Annotated in this window: 26 protein-coding genes; 9 read left to right on the top strand and 17 right to left on the bottom strand. The window is 40.7% G+C overall.

Annotated features, from left to right (window positions below; all coding sequences use genetic code 11):
- Window positions 1-189: 189 nt before the first annotated feature.
- Window positions 190-831 (top strand): hypothetical protein, encoded by a 642-nt coding sequence (locus tag ACULLH_RS03935; protein ID WP_454087422.1) that lies wholly within the window; start codon window positions 190-192, stop codon window positions 829-831.
- A 6-nt stretch (window positions 832-837) separates the two neighbouring features.
- On the opposite strand, the gene ACULLH_RS03930 is transcribed toward ACULLH_RS03935, so the two are convergent.
- On the bottom strand, window positions 838-3012 hold the full coding sequence (locus tag ACULLH_RS03930; RefSeq protein ID WP_454087421.1) for an acylase: 2175 nt from the start codon (window positions 3010-3012) through the stop codon (window positions 838-840).
- A gap of 68 nt (window positions 3013-3080) precedes the next feature.
- Complete coding sequence (locus ACULLH_RS03925) at window positions 3081-4097, bottom strand: TPM domain-containing protein (protein WP_454087420.1); 1017 nt, start codon at window positions 4095-4097, stop codon at window positions 3081-3083.
- A gap of 162 nt (window positions 4098-4259) precedes the next feature.
- On the opposite strand from ACULLH_RS03925, the gene ACULLH_RS03920 reads away from it, so the two are divergent.
- Window positions 4260-5996 carry an ABC transporter ATP-binding protein gene (locus tag ACULLH_RS03920; RefSeq protein WP_454087419.1) on the top strand — a complete coding sequence of 579 codons (1737 nt, stop codon included), beginning with the start codon at window positions 4260-4262 and terminating at the stop codon, window positions 5994-5996.
- Here the strand turns inward: ACULLH_RS03920 and ACULLH_RS03915 are convergent.
- The 8 genes from ACULLH_RS03915 to trmB all read right to left on the bottom strand — a co-directional run bounded on the left by ACULLH_RS03915 (window position 5993) and on the right by trmB (window position 11237).
- On the bottom strand, window positions 5993-6325 hold the full coding sequence (locus ACULLH_RS03915; RefSeq protein ID WP_454087418.1) for a 2Fe-2S iron-sulfur cluster-binding protein: 333 nt from the start codon (window positions 6323-6325) through the stop codon (window positions 5993-5995). The two genes, ACULLH_RS03920 and ACULLH_RS03915, sit on opposite strands and share 4 nt — an antisense overlap.
- Before the next feature lie 75 nt (window positions 6326-6400).
- Complete coding sequence (locus ACULLH_RS03910) at window positions 6401-6748, bottom strand: four helix bundle protein (protein WP_454087417.1); 348 nt, start codon at window positions 6746-6748, stop codon at window positions 6401-6403.
- A 40-nt stretch (window positions 6749-6788) separates the two neighbouring features.
- On the bottom strand, window positions 6789-7847 hold the full coding sequence (locus tag ACULLH_RS03905) for an NAD(P)/FAD-dependent oxidoreductase (RefSeq protein ID WP_454087416.1): 1059 nt from the start codon (window positions 7845-7847) through the stop codon (window positions 6789-6791).
- Between the two features lie 69 nt (window positions 7848-7916).
- Window positions 7917-8153 (bottom strand): NifU family protein, encoded by a 237-nt coding sequence (locus ACULLH_RS03900; protein WP_454087415.1) that lies wholly within the window; start codon window positions 8151-8153, stop codon window positions 7917-7919.
- Window positions 8154-8155: 2 nt separating this feature from the next.
- The gene (locus ACULLH_RS03895) at window positions 8156-9295 is read right to left on the bottom strand and encodes an Mrp/NBP35 family ATP-binding protein (protein WP_454087414.1); all 1140 of its coding nucleotides are present in this window, start codon (window positions 9293-9295) and stop codon (window positions 8156-8158) included.
- Window positions 9296-9607: 312 nt separating this feature from the next.
- Window positions 9608-9934 carry an MGMT family protein gene (locus tag ACULLH_RS03890; RefSeq protein WP_454087413.1) on the bottom strand — a complete coding sequence of 109 codons (327 nt, stop codon included), beginning with the start codon at window positions 9932-9934 and terminating at the stop codon, window positions 9608-9610.
- A 1-nt stretch (window position 9935) separates the two neighbouring features.
- Complete coding sequence (locus ACULLH_RS03885; RefSeq protein WP_454087412.1) at window positions 9936-10565, bottom strand: LysE family transporter; 630 nt, start codon at window positions 10563-10565, stop codon at window positions 9936-9938.
- Window positions 10566-10568: 3 nt separating this feature from the next.
- On the bottom strand, window positions 10569-11237 hold the full coding sequence (trmB, locus tag ACULLH_RS03880) for a tRNA (guanosine(46)-N7)-methyltransferase TrmB (RefSeq protein ID WP_454087950.1): 669 nt from the start codon (window positions 11235-11237) through the stop codon (window positions 10569-10571).
- 83 nt (window positions 11238-11320) lie between these two features.
- On the opposite strand from trmB, the gene ACULLH_RS03875 reads away from it, so the two are divergent.
- Window positions 11321-12433, top strand: a complete 1113-nt coding sequence (locus ACULLH_RS03875; protein WP_454087411.1) for a glycosyltransferase family protein — start codon at window positions 11321-11323, stop codon at window positions 12431-12433.
- On the opposite strand, the gene ACULLH_RS03870 is transcribed toward ACULLH_RS03875, so the two are convergent.
- Window positions 12337-13410: a sensor histidine kinase gene (locus tag ACULLH_RS03870; protein WP_454087410.1), complete on the bottom strand. Its 1074-nt coding sequence runs from the start codon at window positions 13408-13410 to the stop codon at window positions 12337-12339. The genes ACULLH_RS03875 and ACULLH_RS03870 overlap by 97 nt on opposite strands.
- Window positions 13410-14096 (bottom strand): response regulator transcription factor, encoded by a 687-nt coding sequence (locus ACULLH_RS03865; protein WP_454087409.1) that lies wholly within the window; start codon window positions 14094-14096, stop codon window positions 13410-13412. Before ACULLH_RS03865 ends, ACULLH_RS03870 begins: the two co-directional genes overlap by 1 nt.
- Window positions 14097-14286: 190 nt before the next feature.
- On the opposite strand from ACULLH_RS03865, the gene ACULLH_RS03860 reads away from it, so the two are divergent.
- From ACULLH_RS03860 to ACULLH_RS03840, 5 genes are all read left to right on the top strand, one after another.
- Complete coding sequence (locus tag ACULLH_RS03860) at window positions 14287-17112, top strand: TonB-dependent receptor domain-containing protein (protein WP_454087408.1); 2826 nt, start codon at window positions 14287-14289, stop codon at window positions 17110-17112.
- 20 nt (window positions 17113-17132) lie between these two features.
- The gene (locus ACULLH_RS03855; protein ID WP_454087407.1) at window positions 17133-18314 is read left to right on the top strand and encodes a multidrug transporter; all 1182 of its coding nucleotides are present in this window, start codon (window positions 17133-17135) and stop codon (window positions 18312-18314) included.
- A 147-nt stretch (window positions 18315-18461) separates the two neighbouring features.
- Complete coding sequence (locus ACULLH_RS03850; protein ID WP_454087406.1) at window positions 18462-18770, top strand: T9SS type A sorting domain-containing protein; 309 nt, start codon at window positions 18462-18464, stop codon at window positions 18768-18770.
- 139 nt (window positions 18771-18909) lie between these two features.
- Window positions 18910-19233: a T9SS type A sorting domain-containing protein gene (locus ACULLH_RS03845; RefSeq protein ID WP_454087405.1), complete on the top strand. Its 324-nt coding sequence runs from the start codon at window positions 18910-18912 to the stop codon at window positions 19231-19233.
- A gap of 65 nt (window positions 19234-19298) precedes the next feature.
- Window positions 19299-20285, top strand: coding sequence for a LuxE/PaaK family acyltransferase (locus ACULLH_RS03840; RefSeq protein WP_454087404.1), 987 nt, complete (start codon window positions 19299-19301; stop codon window positions 20283-20285).
- Here ACULLH_RS03840 and ACULLH_RS03835 read toward each other — a convergent pair.
- Together ACULLH_RS03835 and tyrS are read right to left on the bottom strand one after the other, a co-directional pair.
- Window positions 20282-20665 carry a hypothetical protein gene (locus ACULLH_RS03835; RefSeq protein WP_454087403.1) on the bottom strand — a complete coding sequence of 128 codons (384 nt, stop codon included), beginning with the start codon at window positions 20663-20665 and terminating at the stop codon, window positions 20282-20284. The two genes, ACULLH_RS03840 and ACULLH_RS03835, sit on opposite strands and share 4 nt — an antisense overlap.
- Window positions 20666-20721: 56 nt before the next feature.
- Window positions 20722-22014 (bottom strand): tyrosine--tRNA ligase, encoded by a 1293-nt coding sequence (gene tyrS / locus ACULLH_RS03830; RefSeq protein WP_454087402.1) that lies wholly within the window; start codon window positions 22012-22014, stop codon window positions 20722-20724.
- 87 nt (window positions 22015-22101) lie between these two features.
- Between tyrS and ACULLH_RS03825 the strand changes: the two genes are divergently transcribed.
- Window positions 22102-23100, top strand: coding sequence for an NAD-dependent epimerase/dehydratase family protein (locus ACULLH_RS03825; RefSeq protein WP_454087401.1), 999 nt, complete (start codon window positions 22102-22104; stop codon window positions 23098-23100).
- Here the strand turns inward: ACULLH_RS03825 and ACULLH_RS03820 are convergent.
- The 3 genes from ACULLH_RS03820 to ACULLH_RS03810 are packed head-to-tail and all read right to left on the bottom strand — an operon-like array spanning window position 23090 to window position 25584.
- Window positions 23090-23515 carry a DUF4296 domain-containing protein gene (locus tag ACULLH_RS03820; RefSeq protein WP_454087400.1) on the bottom strand — a complete coding sequence of 142 codons (426 nt, stop codon included), beginning with the start codon at window positions 23513-23515 and terminating at the stop codon, window positions 23090-23092. The two genes, ACULLH_RS03825 and ACULLH_RS03820, sit on opposite strands and share 11 nt — an antisense overlap.
- Before the next feature lie 3 nt (window positions 23516-23518).
- Window positions 23519-24853, bottom strand: coding sequence for a dihydroorotase (locus ACULLH_RS03815; protein WP_454087399.1), 1335 nt, complete (start codon window positions 24851-24853; stop codon window positions 23519-23521).
- The gene (locus ACULLH_RS03810; protein ID WP_454087398.1) at window positions 24853-25584 is read right to left on the bottom strand and encodes a polyprenol monophosphomannose synthase; all 732 of its coding nucleotides are present in this window, start codon (window positions 25582-25584) and stop codon (window positions 24853-24855) included. Before ACULLH_RS03810 ends, ACULLH_RS03815 begins: the two co-directional genes overlap by 1 nt.
- Between the last annotated feature and the right edge of the window lie 75 nt (window positions 25585-25659).

Raw genomic sequence — 25659 nt, 5'->3', positions numbered from 1 at the left:
CGAATTACAAAACGTATTAAAGCTTGTTAACCATCAAGTTACAACATTACGCTCCAGATGCCCAAGTTTTGCTCAAAAACTACATGGAATGGTTTCTTTATATCGAAAATCCAGCACATTTAACAGCTATTTATCACTTCTATGGCAAGGTATTTGTTAACTTTAAGAAAAGTTATCGACCTATTTGCTATGAAAAAACTGGTAATTTTTCTGTCTTTCCTTGTATTATCCGGCATATCAGTACAGGCTCAAGGAGATATTCCGACCACCCGACCGTTAAAAATTGGGGAACGGAATAATTTGGATATCAAATCCAGCAACCAAGGTACTTCACTTCGAATACCTTCGGTTATCAGCGAAAACCTTACTTCCAAAAACGAAAACCCTGGTGTTAAAATGTTACCGGATAGGCAATTGCTGCAAGCGGGACATGACTTGGTAATTGACCCCAAAGTAGGCGAAAAAGAGAAAAAGGGCTCTGACAAACATCACGGTGATCAATATTTGGGTGATATTAAAACCACCGCTAAGTTCATTGGGATTGTTTGTAGAGACCATGAGTACGTTGACGGTGATCGGGTAAAAATTTACCTTAATGGTATTGTAGTTGAAGCCAATATATTACTTACGGGTTCTTTCAAAGGGGTCAATATCGATTTGGTAGAAGGCTTTAATCGACTCGATTTTGAAGCCTTGAACCAAGGTTCTTCTGGTCCAAATACAGCCCAAGTGGTCATCGCCGATGACAAAGGGCAGGTTATTCATAATAATCGATGGAATCTTTCTACAGGCTCCAAGGCCAGTTTAATTGTGGTCAAGGAAGAAAAGTAAACACTGTCATTCTCCTGGCTTGTAGTTTTTAACAGCCCTTTTTAGCACATCTTCTTTGTAATACGCTGCTTCTTTCCATTGAACATCTGCATACATTTGAATTTGGTCATCAAAATGTGGTGAATCAACATCCCCGCTTTGTCCCCCGGCCAAAATGGTCTTGGCCCTGACCTTATCACCAAACTCCACAGCTGCCACAAAACTGTTACCCCTAGTTCCGTATATCTTTTTGGTTCCATTGGTATAACGAGCTCCATATGCGGCCAATGCTCCCCACCTTCCACTGGCAAAACCGATCGGAATACTTGGTTTGGCATCATCAAAAGCTTGTCGGATTTCACCATTCAGCCGCTGATATCGGTTCACCTCTCCCCACGCCATTTCCCAAGTACCAAAATCAGTTTCAAGTTTTTCGATTATCTCCTGAAATAGTCTAAGTTTTTCTTCATTTGGAGATTCACTTCCCCAATATTCCACCAATTGCAAGGCATACTTTCCTTCCGGGCGTTCCGCTTTGGCATAACAAATGGTTCCATAATAATGGGCCAAAGTCATCGCCACAGATTCTACGGAAGTTTTAAAATCCCAATCCCGTAATGTTTTAATGGGTGCTTCTAGTTTTGCGTTTGGATGCTGATCATACGCTGCAATTAATCCCGGTATTAGCGCTTTAAACGCCGGCAAATATGGGTCATGCCCCAACTGAATTAAATCATCCAAAGTATACCCGCTTCGATTCGTGAGCAGTTCGATAGCATGAACTCCCCTAAAATTTTCTTGGTCACGGGACATGTATTTCGGATAATCGCCGCGTCTCGGACTATATTCCAACGCCGCCGTATATGGGGTGGAATTGCAGTTTTGAATCCAACCATTTTTGGGATTCAATACTAAAATGTTTTCATCAATCGTATGCAAACCTTTCCAATCCGTTAGCGGATTGCTACCCTCCACAGGTTGGGTAAAATCAAAGCTATCATCCCTTTTAGGGATAAAATTTCCGTGGAAATAGGCAATATTACCTTCTGCATCGGCATAGACCGTATTGTTGGAAGAATTGGTTCGGATGTCCATCATTTTTCTGAAACCATCGTATCCGTTCTGTTTGGTTCGGATGTAGGATTGTTCCAATGCCTTGACAGGTTCCCACATCATGGCCGATGCGGTCCATTGTCCATCAACAGCATGCGTAATGGGTCCGTGATGGGTTCGATACATCGGGAAAGTTTTTTCTTTAATGGTCTCTCCATCCTTATACTTTAATGTTACCTCTTTGGAGCCGACCAGTCTTAACTCATCTCCATAGTGATAAAGGAGGTTATCATCGTTTTTTACAATGGTTTCCTTAAATTCATCCAGTACATCCGTGTAGGTCGAGGTATGCATCCAGCCCGTTTTCTCATTAAAGCCTTGATATACAAAAAACTGCCCCCACGTCACAGCTCCATAGGCATTTAATCCTTCTTCACTGACTACATGAACCTCACCTCTAAAGTAAAATGAGGTGTGCGGATTTATCAATAACATCGTATTCCCTGACTCGGTCAATTTTCCAGAAATCGCTATACCATTTGAGCCCTGTGGCTCAGCCATCTCAGCCTCCTTTTGGCTTTTTATGAGTTGCATTTCGGGGATTTCCATTCCACCTTCATAAAATGCTTTGATTTTTTCCACGGAAATGCGTTCAATATCTCCGCCAATACTTCCTTCACTGAAATACATAGGCATCCAAGGCTCAAATCGCGTCAATAACTTGGGTTTCACTTCTGGATGGGTATGCAAATAGTAGTTGATCCCGTCAGCAAAAGCATCGCAAAGCTCTTTAAGCCATTCCGGACTCTTCTCATAATTGGCAATGGCTTCTTCTTGGGTCATGAAGAGTCGGGCACGCAAATCGCTGTACAAGGCCTCTTCCCCTTCTACCTCTGCCAATCGGCCTGTGGCCCAAATATAATTTTGTTCCACGCGGTTAAAATCATCTTCGCACTGAGCGTATAGTAATCCAAAAACAGCATCGGCATCGGTTTTTCCATAAATATGTGGCACTCCAAAATCGTCTCTTATAATGGTAACGTTTTCGGCCTGGGCTTGCCATTCTTCAAGTTCGGTTTGCGGTTTTTGGCTACATGCTGTGAAAAGCAGTACGATGGTCGCCATGCACAAAAATCTCATAAGGTCCATTTTATGTCATCAATGTACTGTAAATAGTTTTGATTTGCCAATCCATAAAAAAGCATTTCCCATGAAAGTTACCAGCTCCCACTGGCGCCTCCGCCCCCAGAACTTCCACCCCCTCCAGAAAAGCTACTGGAACTGCCTCCAGAGGAACTAGAGCCAAAAGAATGACTCCCGCCCGATGAGAAAGTTTTGCTCATGTAGGTGCTATCGCTCTTGAACAGTGAAAGTTTGAATCCTTCTTTTCCTTTGATAAGAATTTTGGCCATTGCCAATAAAACCGTAAACCCTAAAAAGCCTGCAAGAAGATAATATCCCCATGAAAAGTCATCCAACAAATACAAATGATTTTCGAGATTAATGCCAAGACCGAATATTTCAGTTGCAAAGAATAAGGGCATCAGAATAAACACCATCGAAAAGACAATAGGTATCATCTGAAAAATTACCATGAACACACCTTGTACAATCCCGAGTTTACCAATTAACATTCCCCTAAATGCCTCTACAGTTCCCGAGTATGTTTTGACGAAAATAAAACCTCCGGCAGCAACAAATATGAGCAGGAAAAAGCCCATAAAAATTCCGACTCCCCAACCAAGATCATTTTCAGATTCCAGGGCCGTTTTAAATTCTTCCAGCGCTTCGGGATTGTTCAAAAACTCAATAAGTTGATCAGTTGCTAGGTTCAATCCTTCAAAATAATCTTCCTCCTTAAATTCCGGAATCATGGTATTTCTAATAATGCCAGAAGCAACCGCATCTGTAATGTAGGGTTCCAACCCATAGCCCACTTCTATCCGAACTTCCCTGTCTTCCTTGGCAAAGAGAATGAGAATACCATTGTCCTTCCCTTCTTGTCCCAATCCGTTTTGGTTGAATGTTTCATTCGCGTATCCCTCAATGGTTTCATTTCCAAGAGCATTGATGGTCAAGATTACCAATTGGTTTGTGGTTTCGGTCTCGAATTGGGTAAGTTTCGCCCTTAGACCCTGAAGTTCATGGGGTGTGAAAATTTGGGCACTATCAGTAACGATTTCCTCCAACTGTGGATAGGACCGTTGCCCATAGGTTATTATGGAAAATACCATCAAAAAAACAAAAAGAAGGCTTTTTTTCATCATAAGAACACTACGGAACCATCTAAATATACGATATGTTGGCCCGTTCCGATACTTCTTTTGTACAAACTGTATCAATGGTTTTATGTCCGTATAATTTCAACTAACTTGTACTTCCTTTTGCACGTTTTAATGTCCGAGAAAAAAGTAAGTATTCTAACAGCATTCAAAACCATAATCTGGCCGAAAAGGAAATTGGTCTTTATTGGTTTATCTTTAATTGCCATTAGCAAAGCGGCAAGTTTTGTTGCCCCGGTTGCATCCAAGTACCTTATTGATGATGTCATTGTCAACAAAGATATCGGGATGCTCAAATATTTGGTAGCCGGTGTGATCCTGGCTATTTTTATCCAGTCGGTCACCTCTTTTTTGTTAACCCGGATTTTAAGTGTACAGGCACAATTTTTAATCTCGGAGCTGCGCGCCAAGGTTCAGAAACACGTACTATCGTTACCCATACGTTTTTTTGACAATTCTAAATCAGGTGCTTTGGTATCCAGAATTATGACTGATGTTGAGGGCGTACGAAATCTGGTAGGTACCGGTTTGGTTCAATTAGTGGGGGGAATTATTACAGCGGTTGTCTCGTTGATTCTCTTATTGGATATCGATATTTTTATGACGCTTTTCACCTTTATTCCTCTTATCATATTTGGTTTGATTGCCCTAAAAGCCTTTAAGATTATCCGCCCCATTTTTAGGGAGCGAGGTAAAATCAATGCCGATGTTAAAGGCAGGCTTACCGAAACTTTGGGAGGTATTCGGGTCATCAAGGGATTTAATGCGGAAAAGCAAGAACACACCGTTTTTGAAGAAGGTGTTGACCGTTTATATCGAAAAGTCAAAAAAAGCCTTACCACAAACGCATTTATGACCAGTTCATCTACTTTTCTGTTGGGTGTTGCGACCACGAGCGTTATGGGGTTTGGAGGTTATAAAATGATTGAGGGAACACTTTCTTTGGGGGAATTTGTAGAGTTTAATATGCTACTTGGGTTTATGATCGCTCCCATTATGCAGATGAGCAATATTGGGAGTCAATTGACCGAGGCATTGGCTGGTTTGGACCGAACTGAAGAGCTTATGAATATGGTTCCGGAAGCAAGTGAAGCTGAACGTAGTGTTGCGCTTGAATCCATTCATGGTGATATGGACTTCAACGATGTTTCATTTGCTTACGAAGAAGACAAGGAAGTTTTGCACAATATCAGTTTTAAGGTGAAGTCGGGGCAAGTTATTGCCTTGGTGGGTAGTTCGGGTTCTGGGAAATCCACTATTGCGGGATTGGCCGCAAGTTTTTTGACCCCAGATTCGGGTATGATTACCATAGATGGAAAGGATATGTCCAAAGTCAACCTCAATAGTTTTAGAAAACACTTAGGTGTGGTTTTGCAAGACGATTTTTTATTTGAGGGCACCATTAGGGAAAATATTCTGTTTCCGAGACCCGATGCAGCGGAAGATTTGCTTCAAAAAGCCATTAAGGCAGCATACGTAGATGAGTTTACCAACCGATTTGATGAAGGATTGGACACTCTAATCGGGGAAAGAGGAGTGAAATTATCTGGTGGGCAACGGCAGCGGATAGCCATTGCCAGAGCCGTTTTGGCCGACCCCCGGATATTAATTTTGGACGAAGCTACCTCAAACCTGGATACCGAGTCGGAAGCACTGATCCAGAAAAGTTTGGCCGAACTCACCAAGGGCAGAACTACCTTTGTAATCGCCCACCGCTTGAGTACTATTAGAAAGGCCAATCAAATTTTGGTTATTGAAAATGGTAGGATTGCCGAACAGGGCACCCATGATGAACTGATTGCTTCCGAAGGAAGATATTACAATCTGTTTACGTACCAAGCAAGGATTTAAGCTTCCTCTGGGGCAAGCTCAACCTCCAGGCCTTCGAGCTCTGGGGTCATATGGATTTGGCAACCCAGTCTACTGTTATCCTCAACAAAAAAGGCTTCGGCAAGCATGGCTTCCTCATCGTCTGACTTTTCAGGAAGTTCATGATCAGATTTCACATAACATTGGCATGAAGCACACATCGCCATTCCCCCACAGATACCAATGGTACCTTCAGGTGCCAGTTCGTAAGAGCGAACTACTTCCATTAGATTCATGTTCATATCCGTTGGTGCATCTATTTCGTGTTGCACACCATCACGGTCTGTTATCTTAATCTTTATGTCTGACATTTTATTTAGTGCGCTAGTGGTTTAAGTTAATGAGTGGGTTAGTAGTTATCATAAATAGTCGATTGAGATCAAGCTTTATTTCATGGATTTGATAAAAGCATACAACATTTTTGAAACCTCATTGGTCTTTTCAATCAATAATATCGATTTGTTTTTGTCGGTATAATTTAATCTTTCTGACAAATATAACATTGACCTTACTTCACTATTGGAAGCTAGTGCGAAGTAAAGAAATCTTTTGAAATCGGCATTGGATTGTCTTTCGAAACCTTCGGCTATATTATTGGAAATGGAAACTGATGCCCTGGTTATTTGATCTTTGAACCCAAAATCCTTTATGGCCGAAAATAGGTTATAAATTTCGACAGCCAAATCTTGGGATTTTTGCCACATTTTTAGATCTTCAAAACGTTGTACCGTCATATTTTGACTATCTCACTGTTCCACTATCCAACTGGCAACTTTAATCAATAGATTTAACGACAGCTTTTGGTGCTTCTTTTTTACTACCATCAAATCCAGTAACGCCGCCTACCGTGGTATACTTCATCACATATTTTTTATCCGGAAAGATTCTTTGATACGCACTTTGGCACATCAACGTGGCTTCATGAAAACCACATAATATCAATTTTAGCTTACCCGGATAGGTATTTACATCGCCAATGGCATAAATGCCTGGAATATTGGTTTGATAATCCAAAGTGTTGTCCACTTTTATGGCATTCTTTTCAATTTCCAGTCCCCAATCGGCAATCGGGCCCAATTTAGGTGAAAGTCCAAAAAGCGGAATAAAATTATCCACCTCCAGATCAATTTCTTCCAAATTGTCCGTTTTTCTAACAATTACCTTTTCAAGCTTATCGGTTCCACGAAGGTCGATTACCTCGGCAGGGGTTATCAAATTGATTTTTCCCTGGTTTTTTAACTGCTGTAATTTTTCCACAGAATCCAAAGCTCCCCTAAATTCATTACGACGGTGCACCAATGTCACTTCGGAAGCCACATCGGCCAAAAATATTGACCAATCCAAAGCGGAATCACCTCCACCTGCAATCAATACTTTTTTATCACGATAGACCTCGGGTTCCTTAATCATATAGGCTACTCCTTTGTCCTCAAAATCCGAAAGGTTGTCTAACAATGGTTTTCTGGGTTCAAAACTTCCCAAACCACCTGCTATAGTCACAATCGGTGCGTGATGTTGGGTTCCTTTGTTGGTGGTGACAACAAAAGACCCATCTTCTTGTTTTTCAATTTTTTCTGCCCGTTCCCCCAAGGTAAAGCCGGGTTGAAACGGTTTTATCTGCTCCATTAAATTATCTACCAACTCCCCGGCCAATACTTCGGGAAAACCAGGAATATCATAAATGGGTTTCTTTGGATATATTTCTGAACATTGCCCTCCAGGTTGTGGCAAAGCATCAATTAAATGGCATTTTAGTTGCAATAGACCTGCTTCAAAAACGGTAAAAAGACCCGTAGGTCCTGCTCCAATAATTAAAATATCGGTTTTAATCATTCAGAATCGTATTTGGATATCTGTGCAACTTATGATTCGTAGCGGGAAGGATTTATGACTTTTATCAGCCTAACCAACGTTAATTACTTCTTCAATTTGCGGGGCATATTTTTTAATGGTCATCTCGACCCCGCTTTTAAGGGTCATTTGGTTGACGCTGCATCCAATACAGTTCCCTTCGAGTTTCACTTTTACGGAGCCATTATCTATTGAAATCAACGAAATATCTCCTCCATCACTTTGAAGAAATGGTCTTATTTCATCCAAAGCTTTTTCAACGTTACTTTTAATTTCTTCTGATGTCATGCTCATTTCTTTTTAACAGCAGCACAACCTGCCATTGTTGTAATTTTTATCGCTTCAGTAGGTGGTAAATCTGTATTTCGCCTTACCAACTCCTGAACCACATTTTTGGTCAATTCCTCAAATGCCTCTTCAATTGGTGTTGCGGTTTGTAAAGCCGCCGGTCTACCAACATCTCCCGCTTCACGAATGCTCTGTACCAATGGAATCTCACCTAAAAATGGCGTATCCAAGTCTTCTGCAAGATTTTTGGCGCCATCTTTCCCAAAGATATGGTATTTGTTGTTAGGCAACTCAGTAGGAGTAAAATAGGCCATGTTTTCCACGATTCCCAGTACAGGAACACTAATTGCCTCTTGCTGGAACATAGCTACTCCCTTTCTTGCATCGGCCAACGCAATTTCTTGTGGAGTACTTACCACAACAGCTCCAGTGACTGGCAACGACTGCATTATGCTTAAGTGAATATCTCCTGTACCTGGCGGTAAATCCAACAACAGAAAGTCCAGCTCGCCCCAGTGGGCATCAAAAATCATCTGGTTCAGTGCTTTGGATGCCATAGGTCCCCTCCAAATTACCGCTTGGTTGGGTTGGGTAAAGAATCCAATGGACAACAGCTTAACCCCATAATTTTCAACAGGCTTCATCTTAGACTTGCCATTGACATTGACCGATAGGGGTTTTTCAAGGGCCACATCAAACATAATGGGCATAGACGGTCCGTAGATATCAGTGTCCAACAAACCTACCTTAAAGCCCATTTTAGCCAAGGTCACCGCCAAGTTAGCCGTTACAGTAGATTTACCTACTCCACCCTTTCCGGAGGCTACGGCAATAATGTTTTGAATTCCCGGTATCGGGTTTCCTTTAATCTGGTTCACCTTTGGTTTTGCTGGTGCATCAACCTTAAGGTTTACCTTTATCTTGGCCTTTTCGTAAACTTCCCTGTGTATGATCTTTAAAATCTCAACCTCAGTTTTCTTTTTGGCCTGAAGACTTGGGTTTTTAATGGTCACATCTACCTCAACTTCATCACCAAATACTTGCACATTGGTCACTGCTCCACTCTCCACCAAATTTTGACCTTCTCCGGGAGCGGAAATGTTTTCCAATGCTTTAAGAATATCTGCCTTGTTCAGCTTCATCGATCCTGTTTTTGTTTGCAGTCGTTTAAACTTATTCTAAATTACAAAGATACGGCTTGGTCTTTATTTTAAGAAGTTTGGGCATTGAAAATGAAGATGATGTGATTGGGTAAGACTATCGTAGAAGGGTGTAAGGGAGATTGGGTGTTGGGTGTTGGGTATAAAGCTAGCTGTTTATTCGTTTGTTCGTTTGTTCGTTTGTTCGTTTGTTCGTTTGTTCGTTTAAATACTACAAAGTTTCTCCACTGACAACTGACCACTGACAACTGACCACTGACCACTGACCACTGACCACTGACCACTGACCACTGACTAAATTAATTCCTTTCCTGGATCCCAAAAGTGCTTTTGCAAATCGATAATCTGGTTGTCCTTGACTTCAATTCCCTCATTTTCCAAGAGCTGTTGCATGAGACTTGTTCCATCAAAATGATGCTTTCCCGTAAGTATTCCTTTCCTATTTACCACACGATGGGCAGGAACCTCCTTAGCGGCAGAATTATTCATGGCCCACCCAACCATCCTGGCACTTCGTGCAGCTCCTAAATATTTGGCAATTGCTCCATAGGAAGTCACCTTCCCATAAGGAATCAATCTGGCAACTTCATAAACCTTGTCGAAAAAGTTTTTCTCTTCCATATTACTTATAGAAAATACGAATCAAAGTAATGACCAAAAGTACCAACATCAAAGCACTCAGTATGTAATTCGAATTTTTTGAAAATCGATTGGTCTTGGTCTCAAGCTTGTTAAAATAAAAGGTATAAAGGTACAGCACGGAAAATGTCCCTGCTCCTGCAGCCACAACAAAAGTTGTGATGTCCCAAGCTTCAAACTTGATCCAGCCAGCTTCATTCCACATGGCGTTCAGCCCACTATAGTAAGGTATTGTGAGTAGGTTGAGCGCTGCCAACAAAGTGCCTTTAAAAAAGCTGTTTTTCCTGCTAACCTTAACCTCCGTTATCTTCTGTTCTTTCTTGCGTTTCGCGGTTACGAAAAAATAGACCGCAAAAAAGGCAAACACCAACAAGGCAATCTTGAGCAGTATATCAATTACCTCAGGATTTCGATACAAAAACTTGGAAATCAAGACTGCTATATAGGCCTGGACCATAATCATGGAAGAAACTCCCAAGCTGAAAATAATGCCATTCAGTTTTCCCTTTTCAACACTTGTTTTTGCCGCATTCATGTTCAACAAACCGGGAGGAACTGTTGCCATAAAAGCAGCCGAAAAGGTCGCAAAGAAAAGTATAAGTACGTGCGTCATCGGTTAGTTGACCCTAAACTGGATATAGGTAATTGGTTTTCCCTGATCAAGATACTGATTTTCATAAAATGTCTGGATTTCAAGAACTTCCGGTGGACTTCCCGCATTCTTGTACACATCGTGATTGGAATACAACATTTCGTGTCCTTGTCCTTGCAACAGCCCAAGTGTATAGCCGTGCATAAATTCGCTGTCGGTTTTCAGGTGCACTACTCCTTTTGGTTTTAAAATATGTTTATATTTCTGTAGAAACACCGGGTTGGTAAGACGGTGTTTGGTTCGTTTGTATTTGATCTGGGGATCCGGAAACGTAATCCAAATTTCATCTATTTCATTTTCCTCGAAGAGCAGGTCAATCAATTCAATTTGCGTGCGCAAAAAGGCTACATTTTCCATGTTTTCTTCTATGGCCGACTTGGCACCACGCCAAAAACGTGCACCTTTGATGTCTATCCCAATGTAATTCTTGCTTGGATTCCGTTCAGCAAGCCCGACCGTGTATTCACCCTTTCCACAACCCAGTTCCAATACTATGGGTTGCTCTTTCTTAAAAAAGGAATTCCACTTTCCTTTGAGCTCAAATCCTGCAATTATCTCATCCCTTTTGGGTTGAATAACATTTAAAAATGTCTCGTTCTCCTTAAACCGTTTTAGCTTGTTCTTACTTCCCACCTCCTTTAAATTGAGCAAAAATTTAATGTTTTGGCAAAACTAAGGAAATCCAAAAGCAAAACAGCTTTTGTTTTTTTGTTGTCATGGAAAGTTCTAAACGTATCCTTGTGGCTCCATTGAACTGGGGGCTTGGACATGCTACTCGTTGTATCCCGATCATTAATGAACTTTTGGCCCATGGCCACCAACCCCATTTGGCTTCTGATGGAGTAGCTCTATCGCTTTTGCAGAAGGAGTTTCCCAATCTCCCCTCGTTCGAGCTGCCCTCTTATAAAATCACCTATGCTGAAAAGGGAAAGAATTTCAAAATAAAAATGATTTGGGATTCTCCCAAGGTGGTCAAGGCAATGGCGAAAGAAAAAAAGGTCGTCAAAAAATTGGTCAAGGAGCATCAAATTGATGGCATCATCTCAGATAATAGATTAGGTGCCCATTATAAAAAAGTGCCATGCATCATTATCACACACCAATTGAACGTTCTCTCCGGAAATACCACTTGGATGAGTTCCAAAGCCCATCAAAAAATCATTAAAAAGTTTGATGTGTGCTGGGTACCTGATGTGAAGGACAAACCTAATTTGACCGGAAAGCTTGGCCATTTAAAAAAATCCAAGATGAACATAGAATATCTAGGCCCGTTAAGTCGCTTTGAAAAAATGGATGTCAACGTGATTTATGACCTGATGGTGCTTCTTTCAGGTCCCGAACCACAACGTACATTTTTGGAAGAGAAAATTCTAAGCTTGCTTGCCGAATACCAAGGGAACGTGCTTTTTGTAAAGGGAAAAATTGAGGACAAACAAACCAAAGAGGAAACCATTTCAAAAAATGGAACTGTTAAAATTTATAATTTCATGCAGTCCGATGAATTGCAATTGGCATTGAATCAAAGTGGCAAAATTCTATGTCGTTCTGGATATACCACAGTAATGGATTTGGCAAAGCTGGAAAAAAAGGCATTTTTCATTCCTACTCCAGGTCAATATGAACAGGAATATTTGGCCATACGTTTGCAAAAGCAAGCTTTGGTGCCTTGCAGTTCGCAAGATGATTTTCAATTGGATGACCTGAACCGCTTGGAAGACTTTAAGGGATTGACTCAGTTTGATTCGCCTGTTGATTTTACAGTACTGTTCGAAGCCTTTTCCAAGGTGAAGGAAAATTCAGAGCCTACCCCTTCCTCACTTTCCACATAAATCTTTTCATCATGGGCCTCAATAATATGCTTAACGATAGATAGCCCCAACCCTGAACCTCCTTCGTTACGGCTCCCACTTTGGTCAACACGGTAAAATCGCTCAAAGAGCCTTGGAATATGTTGCTTGGGAATTCCATAACCGTTGTCCGTTACCCTGACGATTACCTTGTTCTTAATCAAATTTTCTACACTTACCTCCGTTGTTCCATTGGAGTGGCCATATTTTATGGAGTTCACCAGAAGATTACTGACCAGCTGTTGGATTTTTTCCTTATCAGCGTTCACATAAATGGGCTCATACTCCATATCGAACGTAAGCATGACATCTTTTTTGGCAGCCCTCATCTCCAATAGATCAAAGACATTTTGAATCAGCTCTATTATGTCAAAACTTTCACGTTCCAACTTTAACTCCCCAACTTCCAGCTTGGTGATCAGATCCAAATCTTTTACGATATAAATCAATCTTTCAACCCCTTTATTGGCTCTATTTAAATATTTTTCCCTGATTTTTTTGTCGTTCATTGCTCCATCAAGCAAAGTAAGAATGTAGCCCTGGACGGTAAACAAGGGAGTTTTAAGCTCATGGGATACATTCCCCAAAAAATCCTTTCTGTATTCTTCTCGGATTTTTAAAGTATCTATTTCAATCTTCTTGCCTTCAGCAAACTTCTCAATTTCCTGAATCAAAGTTTTCATATCGGTAGTAACATGTTTTGAAGAGAATGATGAAGATTCCAAAAGAGAAACATCATCATATATTTTTTTAACTCTTCTATAAATGAACCGTTCGACCCTTACCTGAATAATTATAAAACAGATCGCAAAGGTGATGAATGCATCGAAACCAAGAACCAACCAATCCAATTGATCGCTGGAATTGAGAAAAATGGCAAGTAAAGTGGTAAGGACTATTGTAATCAGTAGTGATGACCTAATGGCAAATTTGTAAGATTTCCTAAACCGTACAGCCATTATAAGACAAACTTATACCCCACGCCCTTAACGGTTTTAAAATGATCATCGCCAATTTTTTCGCGTAGTTTTCTAATGTGAACATCGATGGTACGGCCACCAACTACCACCTCATTGCCCCACACCTTGTCCATAATCACTTCTCTTTTAAAGACCTTATTGGGTTTTGAGGTAAGTAAAGAAAGTAGTTCAAACTCTTTTCTGGGCAACAAAACCTCCTCACCGTTGTTGATAATTTTATATTCTTCTCTATTTATAACAATGTTACCCACCTTTACAATCTCTTCAGATTCTTTTTTATCTTCCTTCAAACGTCTAAGCAAAGCCTTTACCTTACTCACCAATACTTTTGGTTTGATAGGTTTGGTGATATAATCATCGGCACCGGCATCAAATCCAGCAACCTGGGAGTAATCCTCTCCACGGGCAGTCAAAAATGTGATGATTGTATTTTCCAATCCAGATGTGTTACGAATAACTTCACAAGCTTCTATTCCATCCATTTCTGGCATCATTACATCCAGAATAATCAAATGGGGGTTCTTCTTTTTGGCCTTTGCAACACCTTCTGCTCCATTTTTGGCTGTGTAGACTTGATATCCTTCCGCAGTAAGATTATAGCTAACTATCTCCAGAATATCTGGCTCATCATCTACCAATAAAATCTTTATGTCCTTAGTATCCATAGGATAGTTTTTACAATGATCAGTGCCCAAATGTAAAGATAATACTATAACGGTGTTAATGCTTAACATTCATTTAATGTCATAACATTATTGTAACAGTTTTCAAATAAACACTTAACCTGACCGTAACATCGCATTTACACCCTGTAGCGTTCTTTGCCACCAAATTAAAAAATCCAACAGCGTTTGTATGAAAGCTTATTTAATACTTGTCTTTTCGTTTTTCACCTTAGCTAGTATTGCGCAAGAAAACGGCAGTATTGTGGGTAAGTTAACCGATAAGGAACTTAACAATGACCCGCTTCCTTTTGCCAATGTATTGATCAAAGGAACTACCCAAGGAACAACCTCAGATTTTGATGGCTTGTTTGAAATTGCCGATGTTGAATCTGGGACCTACACCTTGGTGATCAGCTTTTTGGGGTACGAAACATTGGAAATCCCCAATGTGGTGGTCGAATTGGGAAAAGTTACTGAAATCAATGCCGGATTGGGTGCCAGTAGTGTTGGATTGGACGAAGTGGTTGTAACAACCACTGCTAGAAAGGATTCAGAGGTTGCGCTTTTACTACAGCAGAAAAATGCGCTTGTCATTCAAGAAGCCATCAGTGCCGAAGCACTTACTTTAAAAGGCATTGATGATGCCGCTTCCGCGGTTGCACAAATTTCAGGTATCTCCAAGCAACAGGGATCGAGCAATGTATATGTAAGGGGGCTTGGTGATCGATACCAAAATACGACCATGAACGGTTTGTCCCTTCCATCCAATGATGTAAACAAGAAAAACATCGATCTTGATCTCTTTTCCTCAAGCATTATAGAAAATGTTTCCGTAAGCAAAGCTTACAATCCATCTTTTTACGGAGATTTTGCCGCAGGGAATGTCAACATCGATTCAAAAGAATATACAGGTGACGGTTATTTAGAAATTTCACTGGGAAGTGGTTTCAACAGCAACGCTTCTGGCGAGGATTTTGTAAGAAGCGAGGGACCAAGCAATTTTGGATTTTACAACAGGTACGACAATGATCCTTTTGCCGTAGTTCTTTCCCATGGTGTAGATCCACAGGAAGCTTGGAATCCCGTCAATATTTCCGGAGCAATTGAAGGAGGGTATTCCTTCAACTTTAATGATGATGAGTCCAGATTAAGTTTCTTCGGAGCCGCTAGTTTTAGCAATGGCTATCAACTGTTGGAAGGTCCTGCGCGGGACTTTACCAATGTTTTGAAAGTTGACTTTCCCAATGTACAGGAATTTAACTATAGCACGACTACCACAGCTTTAGCAAACGTTACCTATAAAATCAATAATGAACATAAACTGAAATACAGTTCTCTTTTTATCAACAGCTCTTCTGACGCTGTGGGCTTCTATGGTATCAACGGGCAGGGGACCAACCGGGATGCGATCATCACGACCGATGAAGGTTTTTATGTGATGAACGTTCAGTTTAACCAAGATATGATCTTTGTTAACCAATTGACCGGTCAGCACATATTTAATGAAAAGCTTACTTTGGATTGGGGAACTGGTTTTAACAAGGTGTTTTCCGATGAACCTGATAGAAAACGGATCACTTTGGAGAATTATCAGTTCGCATTGGACAATGATGATACTACAAATCCTGTTTTCTATACCAACATTCCTTTTGACAACCAACGCTTCTTTCAAAGCATTGAAGACGACGAATTAAATAGCTTCGTAAATCTTGGTTATCAAGCTTCTGAAAAAGTCAAGTTCAATTTTGGCTACAACGGCAGAAGAAAGGAAAGAAGGTTCAACAGTATCCGCTACGGGTATGAAATTCAAGATAGGGACAATACACCTATTACAGATGTAAACAACTTCAACACCATTTTTGATGTCAATAACATCAATATTCCAGAAGGTGAAGGGCTTTGGGATCTGCTTGTATTGAATCCCATCAACAACGAAATCGGTAACCGAAATAGACCAGGTCTTCCTGAAAACACCTATAAAGGTAATTTGAACATCCATGCCATCCATGCCGCTGCAGAAATCAGTTTGGGTGAAAAATTGGGCATAGTACCTGGTGTTCGATTGGAATCGTATAGCCAAAAAGTGGAATACGACGTGATTAACATCAGCGCGGTAGACCCAGGATTCAGAAGCGTTTATGAAAACATCTTCTTGCCCAGCTTGAACGTTCGCTATTCCCTGACTGAGAACTCTAATCTGAGGCTTGGGTTTAGTAAAACCGCATCTTTCCCAGAATTTAAAGAGGTTGCACCGTTTGTTTACGAATCCGTAACGCAAAGGGTCGGTGGTAACCCAGATCTTTTGGGTGGATTGGATGGAAATGGTTCAACATACTCGGACATATTCAACTACGATATAAAATATGAATGGTTTTTGGAACGCGGTGAGATTATCTCCATTGCCGCCTTTGCAAAGACCATTAAAGACCCCGTCAACAGAGTTGTTGCTGCCGATGCAACTGGTACGCAGCGCTACTTTAGAACCGGTGATCAAGCGGATATCTATGGTGCTGAATTAGAGGTTAGGAAAAACCTTTACACAGATGCTGATGACAACGCAATTGTATCGGTAGGTCTGAACGCTGCTTACACACATACAGAACAGGATTTGAAGGACATTCCAGGAGGTACTGAAAACACCTTCGGAACTGCATTTGACCGTGATTCGGATGAGCTGGAAGGAGCTTCACCATTCATTATCAATGCCGATGTAAACTATAGTCCAATCATTGGAAATTATAGACCAAAAGCAACTGTCGCCTTTTCATATTTCTCCGATCGCATTTTCTCATTGGGATCCGGAAGTTTGGGCAACATTGTGGAAAAAGCTGTTCCCACCTTGAACTTCGTATGGAAAAACTCCTTTGGAGAACATTTTGAAGCAAATCTAACAGCGAAAAACATCTTAGATCCAGACGTTACCCTTGTTCGTGAAGGAACGGATCTTGGAGACATTATCATAAGAGAGTATAACCTTGGGGTTAACGTTGGGCTAACCCTTAAATATAAATTTTAAATTTTTTTAAACTAACAGAAATGAAAAACAAGTTTTTATTTTTAGGTATAGCCGCTGCATTATTCATTGCTTGTGAGAGCGACGACACCTCAGACATCATCATTAATGACAACAGCATTACCACCACAAATAACAACAGCGGTGGTGGAGGTGACACTGATAGTTCCGTTAACCTAAACGGATTGTACACAGAGAACCTTACCCTGGATGCTGATATCGAATATATTATTACTGGACCAGTTTTGATGGCAGAAGGCACTACTTTGACCATTCCTGCTGGTATGACCATTAAGGCTGAGCCTATTGGTGTAAATGCATACATTGCCATTCAGCAGGGTGCAAGAATCAATGCGGTTGGTTCATCAAGTGAGCCCATCATTCTAACATCGAACGCTGCAACTCCTTCATCAGGTGACTGGGGAGGACTGATTCTTTGTGGTAGAGCACCTATCAACTCTACTCCTGATGGTTCTGACGATATCGCAACATCAGAAGTTGGCGCTTTAGGTTTCGGTGGAAATGTCCCTACGGACAATTCTGGTAATGTAGAATATGTAAGAATCGAATATGCTGGTGGTGCAATTGATGGAAACGCCGAGCTGAACGGTCTTTCTGTTTATGGTGTTGGTACTGGTACAACCATTGATTTTGTTCAAATATTTGAAGGATCTGATGACGGTTTTGAATTCTTCGGAGGGACTGTAAATGCAAGCCACTTGGTTGTTGTAAACGCAGAAGATGATTCTATTGACTGGACCGAAGGTTTCACAGGTTCTTTGACCGATGTTTACGTGCAGCACGGAACTTCACATGATAAAGCTTTTGAATGTGATGGATTCAACACTGACTTCAGTAACGAAGCAGGTTATTTTTCTGCACCAACAGTTACCAATGTAACCATTGTAGGAGCAAATGATGCTAGCGAAGCTATCAGATTGAGAGCTGGTACCAGATTTACCTTCACAAACATCGTATTCAATGATTTTGATGAAGCTTTTGATTTGGACGATGCCGATACTGGTACAGGTGTTGTTAACGACGAATCCAATATTATTGATGTTACCTTTAACAACGTTACAACCAACTTGAAAAACGATACGGGAGCTGCTTTCACAGAAGCAGATGTTATCTCAGGAGTGGGTAACGGAACAGGTACCGACGTTGCGACTTGGGGTGCAGGTTGGACCAGAGGCATCAACTAAAGCATAACGTATTTCAACGATAAAGCCCTGCAATGCAGGGCTTTTCTTTTACCGTTCATCGAAAAATGTAGCTTTTTTCCACATCTAAAGTCCTCTCAGTCTGCAAATTAATTATATTTGTGGCATAACCTTTGCAACCAAATCTTTATGAAGCAACTTTACTTCGTCTTTTTCTTTTTTGTTTGTTCTCTGGCATTTTCCCAACATGCCCAGAAGAATGCAGATATTGACGGGTTCAAGTTGTATCCCAATCCGGTTACTTATGGCAAGGTTTTTATTGAGACCAATCTCAATGCTCCCAAGAAAATTTTGATTTTTGATGTGCTTGGCACCCAGGTGCTGCAGACCACCATATTGGGCAAAGAGCTTAATCTATCCAGTTTGGACAAGGGAGTTTACATACTTCGCGTATTCGAAAACAATAAAGTAGCCACTAGAAAACTTATTGTCAAATAGTTACTGTTTTTAGCGTGTTTTGGCGATAAAACACCATCTTTTATCTCTTTACATACATAATTCTTTGTTTCACAACATTTTGTAGCCCAAAAAGGTAGGTTTATCTATTTTTATATTGCTATACCCCAAATCAGCATTCATGAAGAAAATCTACTTTCTATTCATTATGGCGTTACCTATTTTCAGTTTCGGTCAAGAATTGGTCAGTGTCAATACTGAGCAAAGACAAGAACTTAAGGGATTCAAGATGTATCCCAACCCAGCTTATGGAGATGAGGTATATGTAACAACCGCTTCAAACGGAACCAAGGAAATCAAGATATATGATGTTTTTGGTGAGGTGGTATTAACGGACAAAATTTCAACCAATACCTTAAATATATCCAGACTGGTTCCGGGAGTATATGTGCTGCAGGTAACGGAACAAGAAAAAACCATGACCAGAAAACTGGTCGTCAAATAAAAATTGCTGTAAAAAAGGCCTTTCCTCGGAAGGGCCTTTTTATTTTTGGGTACTTTTATCCACCAATGGAAAACAAGAGTATTCAACAAATTTTCTCCATATCCAGTCAAACTGATTTTAAAGAACTGGCGCTAAAAGTCTTTGCTTTTCAATTTCAACATAATCCTACATACAGAGCGTATTGCGACCATTTGCAAAAATCCCCCTCTAACGTTTTCCACATCCCAGATATTCCATTTCTTCCCATTGAGTTTTTTAAAACTCAATGGGTGGTTTCCTCTACAAAAGCACCACAAGCAATCTTCGAAAGCAGTGGGACCACTTCAGACAATACAAGCAAACATCATGTTGCAGATCTTTCCCTTTATGAAAAGAGCTTCGTTGAAGGATTCAATACCTTTTATGGACCGGTTGAAGATTATTGTATTCTGGCTTTGTTACCCTCCTACTTGGAACGCGAAGGTTCTTCTTTGATTTATATGGTCAATGACTTAATCAAGCAATCAAAGCATCCGAGTAGTGGCTTTTATCTTAATAATTTGAGCGAGTTGAGTCAAAAGCTTAATGGACTTCAAGATCAGGGGACCAAGATTTTGCTCATCGGGGTTTCGTTTGCTCTATTGGATTTGGCTGAGCAATTTGAAATGCCCCTGCGCAATACCATAGTCATGGAAACCGGAGGAATGAAAGGTCGTAGAAAGGAACTGATTCGGGAAGAACTCCATAGCATCCTTAAAAAGGCTTTTCAAGTTCCGGAGATTCACTCAGAATATGGAATGACGGAGCTGCTTTCCCAAGCCTATTCAAAAGGTGACGGCCTATTTGAATGCCCTCCCTGGATGCAAATAGTCACCCGTGACACCGAGGATCCCCTTGGAATACAATCCCATGAAAAAACTGGTGGGATAAACGTAATTGATTTAGCGAATGTGTACTCATGTTCCTTCATAGCGACCCAAGATTTGGGCAAGACCTATGCGAACAGGACTTTTGAAGTTTTAGGCAGATTTGACCACTCCGATGTTCGGGGTTGCAATTTGATGGCGCTTTAACCCTTTGTGTAGAAATAAGTAATCTCATCATCGGCAATCAATGGCTCATCCACAAAATATAATGTCAAAGTATCGTCTTTGATTTCATAGGTGAACTGTTTCCCATCTATTTCAATGATCTCTCCATTGTCTGAATAGGAATAAGTGCCTTCAGGAGCTATAAAGGGAGTCTGCTCGCTGTTCGCTATCAGTACTGTTCCATTTGCATCGTTAAAAGTCAAACTGTGGTTGGTAAAATCGAAGTCATCGCCAAAGAAACAAAAGCAGACCACATTTTGCAGCACCCACTTTTCTCCTAACTCGGGATTAATTGAACCGTCGTCCGACGAACAGCTCATCAGCACCAAAAGAATCACAAAAAGACTGATACCTTTTCTCATTTTATTTTAAGATTGATTCACCTTGTAGACGAGAAATTAAGCCAAGCGTTGCGTAATTAAGCAACAACCAAAACAAAATAATTTCTTCTACCCCGCTGAAGAATTACAAACTTATCATTGATCAAATCCACTTCGGTAATGCTGTAATCCTCCTTTACCTTCTGTTTGTTTACAGAAATGGAATTCTGTTTTAATTCCCTGCGTGCCTCTCCGTTTGAACCTAAAAAGCCTGTTTTGGCAGCTAGGGCACCGATCATATCCAACCCCGCATCAATATCTTCTTTGGATACTTGAGCTTGGGGCACTCCTTCAAACACATCCAAAAAAGTTTTCTCATCCAACTGCTTTAAGTCATCCGAGGTAGATTTCCCAAATAAAATATTACTCGCTTTAATGGCATTTTCCAAATCTGATTTGGAATGTACCATCGTGGTTATCTCCTCTGCCAATCGCTTTTGAAGTAATCTTAAATGTGGTGCTTCCTGATGCTCAGACACCAAACTTTCAACCTCTTGTTGCGTCAAAAAGGTGAAAATCTTGATATATTTTTCTGCATCCTCATCAGAGGTGTTCAACCAGTACTGATAAAACTTATAAGGAGACGTGCGTTCAGCGTCCAACCAAACGTTTCCACCTTCGGTTTTACCGAATTTGGTACCGTCCGCCTTGGTAATCAACGGGCAAGTCAGGGCAAACCCTTTTCCTCCACCAATTCTGCGAATCAGTTCGGTTCCCGTTGTAATATTTCCCCACTGATCGCTCCCGCCCATCTGTAGGGTACAATTATGGTTTTGATAGAGATATAAGAAATCATATCCCTGCACCAACTGATAGGTAAATTCAGTAAAGGACATTCCTTCTTTGGCGTCGGAGGAAAGTCTCTTTTTAACGGAATCTTTGGCCATCATGTAGTTGACGGTAATGTGTTTCCCAACATCCCGAATAAAATCAAGAAATGAAAAACTCTTCATCCAGTCATAATTGTTCACCAAAACAGCCGCGTTGGGCTCATCGCTTTCAAAATCCAGAAATCGACTTAACTGCGATTTCAGCGCTTCTTGATTGTGGCGAAGTGTTTTCTCATCCAAAAGATTCCGTTCTGCGGATTTTCCCGATGGATCCCCGATCATTCCAGTAGCACCTCCCACTAAAGCAAAAGGCTTGTGGCCAGCCAACTGAAAATGCCTTAGCATCATTACGCCTACCAAATGTCCAATGTGCAGTGAGTCCGCAGTAGGGTCAATCCCAACATAAGCTGCTTGCATTTCCTCCATGAGATGCTCCTCCGCACCCGGCATAACATCATGAATCATTCCTCTCCATTGTAGCTCCTGAACAAAATTCTTCACCTTCAAAATCTTTTAGAATAGGTGCAAATATAAAATGAAGTTCTTACATCACTGAATAAATCCAATACAATTGGGTACTTTTATCCAATGATTTTGGTAACTGGAGGTACTGGTCTAATAGGTTCGCATTTATTGTTCCATCTAACAAAAAGTGGGCAGCATGTAAAAGCCAGTTATCGAAACAAAGATTCCATTGAAAAGGTCTTGGAAATTTTTGGGTACTACTCTGACCACCCTAACGCTTTATTTGAGAAAATAACATGGATAAAAGCCGATATCTCGGATATCAGTTCATTGATGCCAATATTTGCGGGCATTGAATATGTTTATCATTGCGCAGCTCTGATTTCTTTTAGTCCAAAAGATTATCGGGCCCTTGTTAAAACCAATATAGATGGAACAGCCAATATTGTGAACCTCTGTTTGGAACATCAGGTAAAAAAACTTTGTTATGTAAGTTCCATAGCGGCAATTGGAGCGAGTGTCAAAGGAGAGGTCACTCATGAGGATAATGAATGGAACGATACGAATGTTTCCGTATATGGACTCACTAAGAATGAAGCTGAGTTGGAGGTTTGGCGTGGGTCGCAAGAGGGACTTTCAGTGGTGGTGGTGAATCCAGGTGTTGTTCTCGGGCCGGGCTTTTGGCATTCTGGAAGTGGAACTTTTTTCAAATATGCATCCAAAGAGAAAAAAAGTTATTTCCCAGGAGGTACTGGCTTTGTTTCCATTAATGATGTAACCCATGCCATGATTGCCTTAATGCATTCCAAGATTGATAGGGAACGATTTATTTTGGTAAGCGAAAATCTCTCCTATCGGGAACTTTTTGAAAAAATGGCTTCTAAGTTGGGCGTACAGCCCCCCACAAAACCAATTCCGTTTTGGCTATTGGAAATCCTCTGGAGGATAGACTGGTTGCGAAGTAATTTGATGGGAAAGAGAAGGAAACTTACCAAGAATGTTGTCAAAGGATTGTATCATCAAGAAACATATAGCAGCGATAAAATCAAAAATGCCATTGATTTTAAGTTCGAGGATTTAGATGACGCTATCGCGTTTTGTTGCAAAAAATTTAAGGGGTAGGAGTTTTATCTTTTGCCACCTTTACAATGGAGTCCCTTTTCTTTTCTTGGGCTTTTCGAACACTATCGTTTCTCTTCTGGGTAATCTGTTCTAAATCACCTGCTTTTTTCTCCAATATTGCCTCTACCTTTTCATAAATGGATTGATATTCCAACGGTATTGAAGCGTAATATAGATCGCTCTGTGCAAATTGGATACTGTCAATATCATACTTCTCGTAAAGAAAATCCATAATCTTCACCCCATTTTGCTCGAGAGCTGCTTTGTATGAAGATTTGGTTGAATTGAGCAGCGCCAAATCATGTAAAATGGAGACCATTTTTTCTTTTGGAATCAGGTTTTCGGGCTCTTCCACAACCTTCTCGTTGCAAGAGAACAACAATATTCCCAAAAAGAACAAAATACCTCTTTTCATATTTTATCGGTCGAAAGTGAGTCGTTTTGCGTTCTTTTCCGTTGAAAAGCTACCAAATTCGTAGGCCAAATGACCATTGACAAATGTGCGTGCCACTTCTGAGCCAAAGGTAACGCCTTCAAACGGGGACCAACCACATTTATACAAAATATTGGCTTTTTTAACTTCGTTTTGTGTGTTTCTGTTCACGTGGACCAAATCAGCATAGTAGCCTTCTTTGATAAACCCCCGTCTATCCAAATCGAAAAGTTTAGCAGGATTATGACACATCTTTTCAACGATTTTCTCCAAAGAAATCTTCCCTTGTTGTTCTTTTTGTAGCATCGCCAACAGCGCATGTTGCACTAATGGCCCTCCTGAGGGAGCTTTGGTATATGGATTGTCTTTTTCCTCTAGGGTATGGGGTGCATGGTCTGTGGCAATTACATCAATCCTATCGTCCAGTAGTGCTTCCCAAAGTTTTTCACGATCAGATTTTGTCTTTACCGCTGGGTTCCATTTGATCAATGTTCCTTTTTCAGCATAATCTTCATCCGAAAACCATAGATGGTGAATACATACTTCTGAGGTAATCTTTTTTTGTTCCAAAGGAATTTCATTGGTGAACAAATCCGTCTCTATTCCGGTGGAAAGATGAAAAACATGCAATCTCGCACCTGTTTTCTTGGCCAAAGCAATCGCATTGGAGGAAGAAATATAACAGGCCTCCTCACTTCTTATGATAGGATGAAGTTCTATCGGAATATCATCGCCATACTTTTCCTTGTATTTGGCAAAGTTGGTTCTTATGGTAGTCTCATCCTCACAATGTGTGGAGATAACCATTTCTGTGTTTCTGAAGATTTTTTCAAGTACTTCTTCGTTATCGACCAACATATTACCAGTTGAAGAACCCAGAAACAACTTTACACCTGAGCAGGCATTTTTATCCAACATTTTAAGCTCTTCCAAATTATCATTGGTACCTCCGAACAAAAAGGAATAATTGGCAAAAGAATCCCGGGAAGCTATTGCAAACTTTTCTTCCAGTTTTTCAATGGTAGTTGTTTGGGGATTGGTATTGGGTTGCTCCATAAAAGTTGTAATTCCGCCGGCTATCGCGGCACGACTCTCAGTAGCAATATTGCCCTTGTGGGTAAGCCCCGGCTCCCTAAAATGGACTTGGTCATCAATTATACCTGGAAGTAAAAGACTACCCTTTAAATCAATGGTTTTTGCATGGGAATCCGTTATATCGCTGTCCAACCGGGTTATGAAATCCCCTTCGAGCAGTACATCAGTTTCAAAAACCCTGTTTTCATTGACAACGGTAGCATTTTTTAGGAGGGTCTTCGACATTATAAAAAACTCTTTTTGAAAAATATACTTCTAAATTTCATGGCAATTACGCCAAATATGGCTTCGCGGATAATGGCGGAATTCATCTTCGATTTTCCATTGATTCTATCGGTAAAGATGATGGAGACCTCATCAATTCTGAATCCCTTGAGGTACGCCCTATATTTCATTTCTATTTGAAAGGCATATCCGATGAAGCGTACTGCATCCAAATTAATGGCCTCCAAAACTTTTCTATGATAACATACAAAACCTGCCGTGGGATCGTGTACCCGCATCCCTGTGATAATCTTTACGTAAAACGATGCGCCATAGGACAGCAATATTCTGAACAAGGGCCAGTTTACCACATTAACCCCTTTTTTGTATCTAGATCCAACGGCAACATCTGCGCCATTTAAACAAGCGCGGTGCAATCGGGAAAGATCGGCAGGTCGATGCGAAAAATCGGCATCCATTTCAAAGATGTACTCATAGTCACGTTCCAGTGCCCACTTAAAACCATGGATATAGGCGGTGCCTAGACCAGATTTTTCTTTTCTTACTTCCAAAAAAAGACGGTCAGCAAATTGATTCTGCAACTTTCGAACGTTATCGGCAGTGCCATCAGGCGAATTGTCATCGACTACCAGCACATGAAAATGCTTTTTTAAATCGAAAACTGTTTTAATAATGGCTTCAATGTTCTCAATTTCATTGAAAGTGGGTATGATCACCAGGCCGTCTGCCATTCGCAATAGATTAGAAGCGCTAAAATACGGTTTTCTCTGTTGCCGATCTATGTTGATAACTGTATAAATCACTAT

Source organism: Flagellimonas sp. 2504JD4-2 (assembly GCF_053642935.1).
The sequence above is the reverse complement of the archived record's forward strand: the minus strand, read 5'-3'. Positions and strand labels throughout refer to the sequence as shown.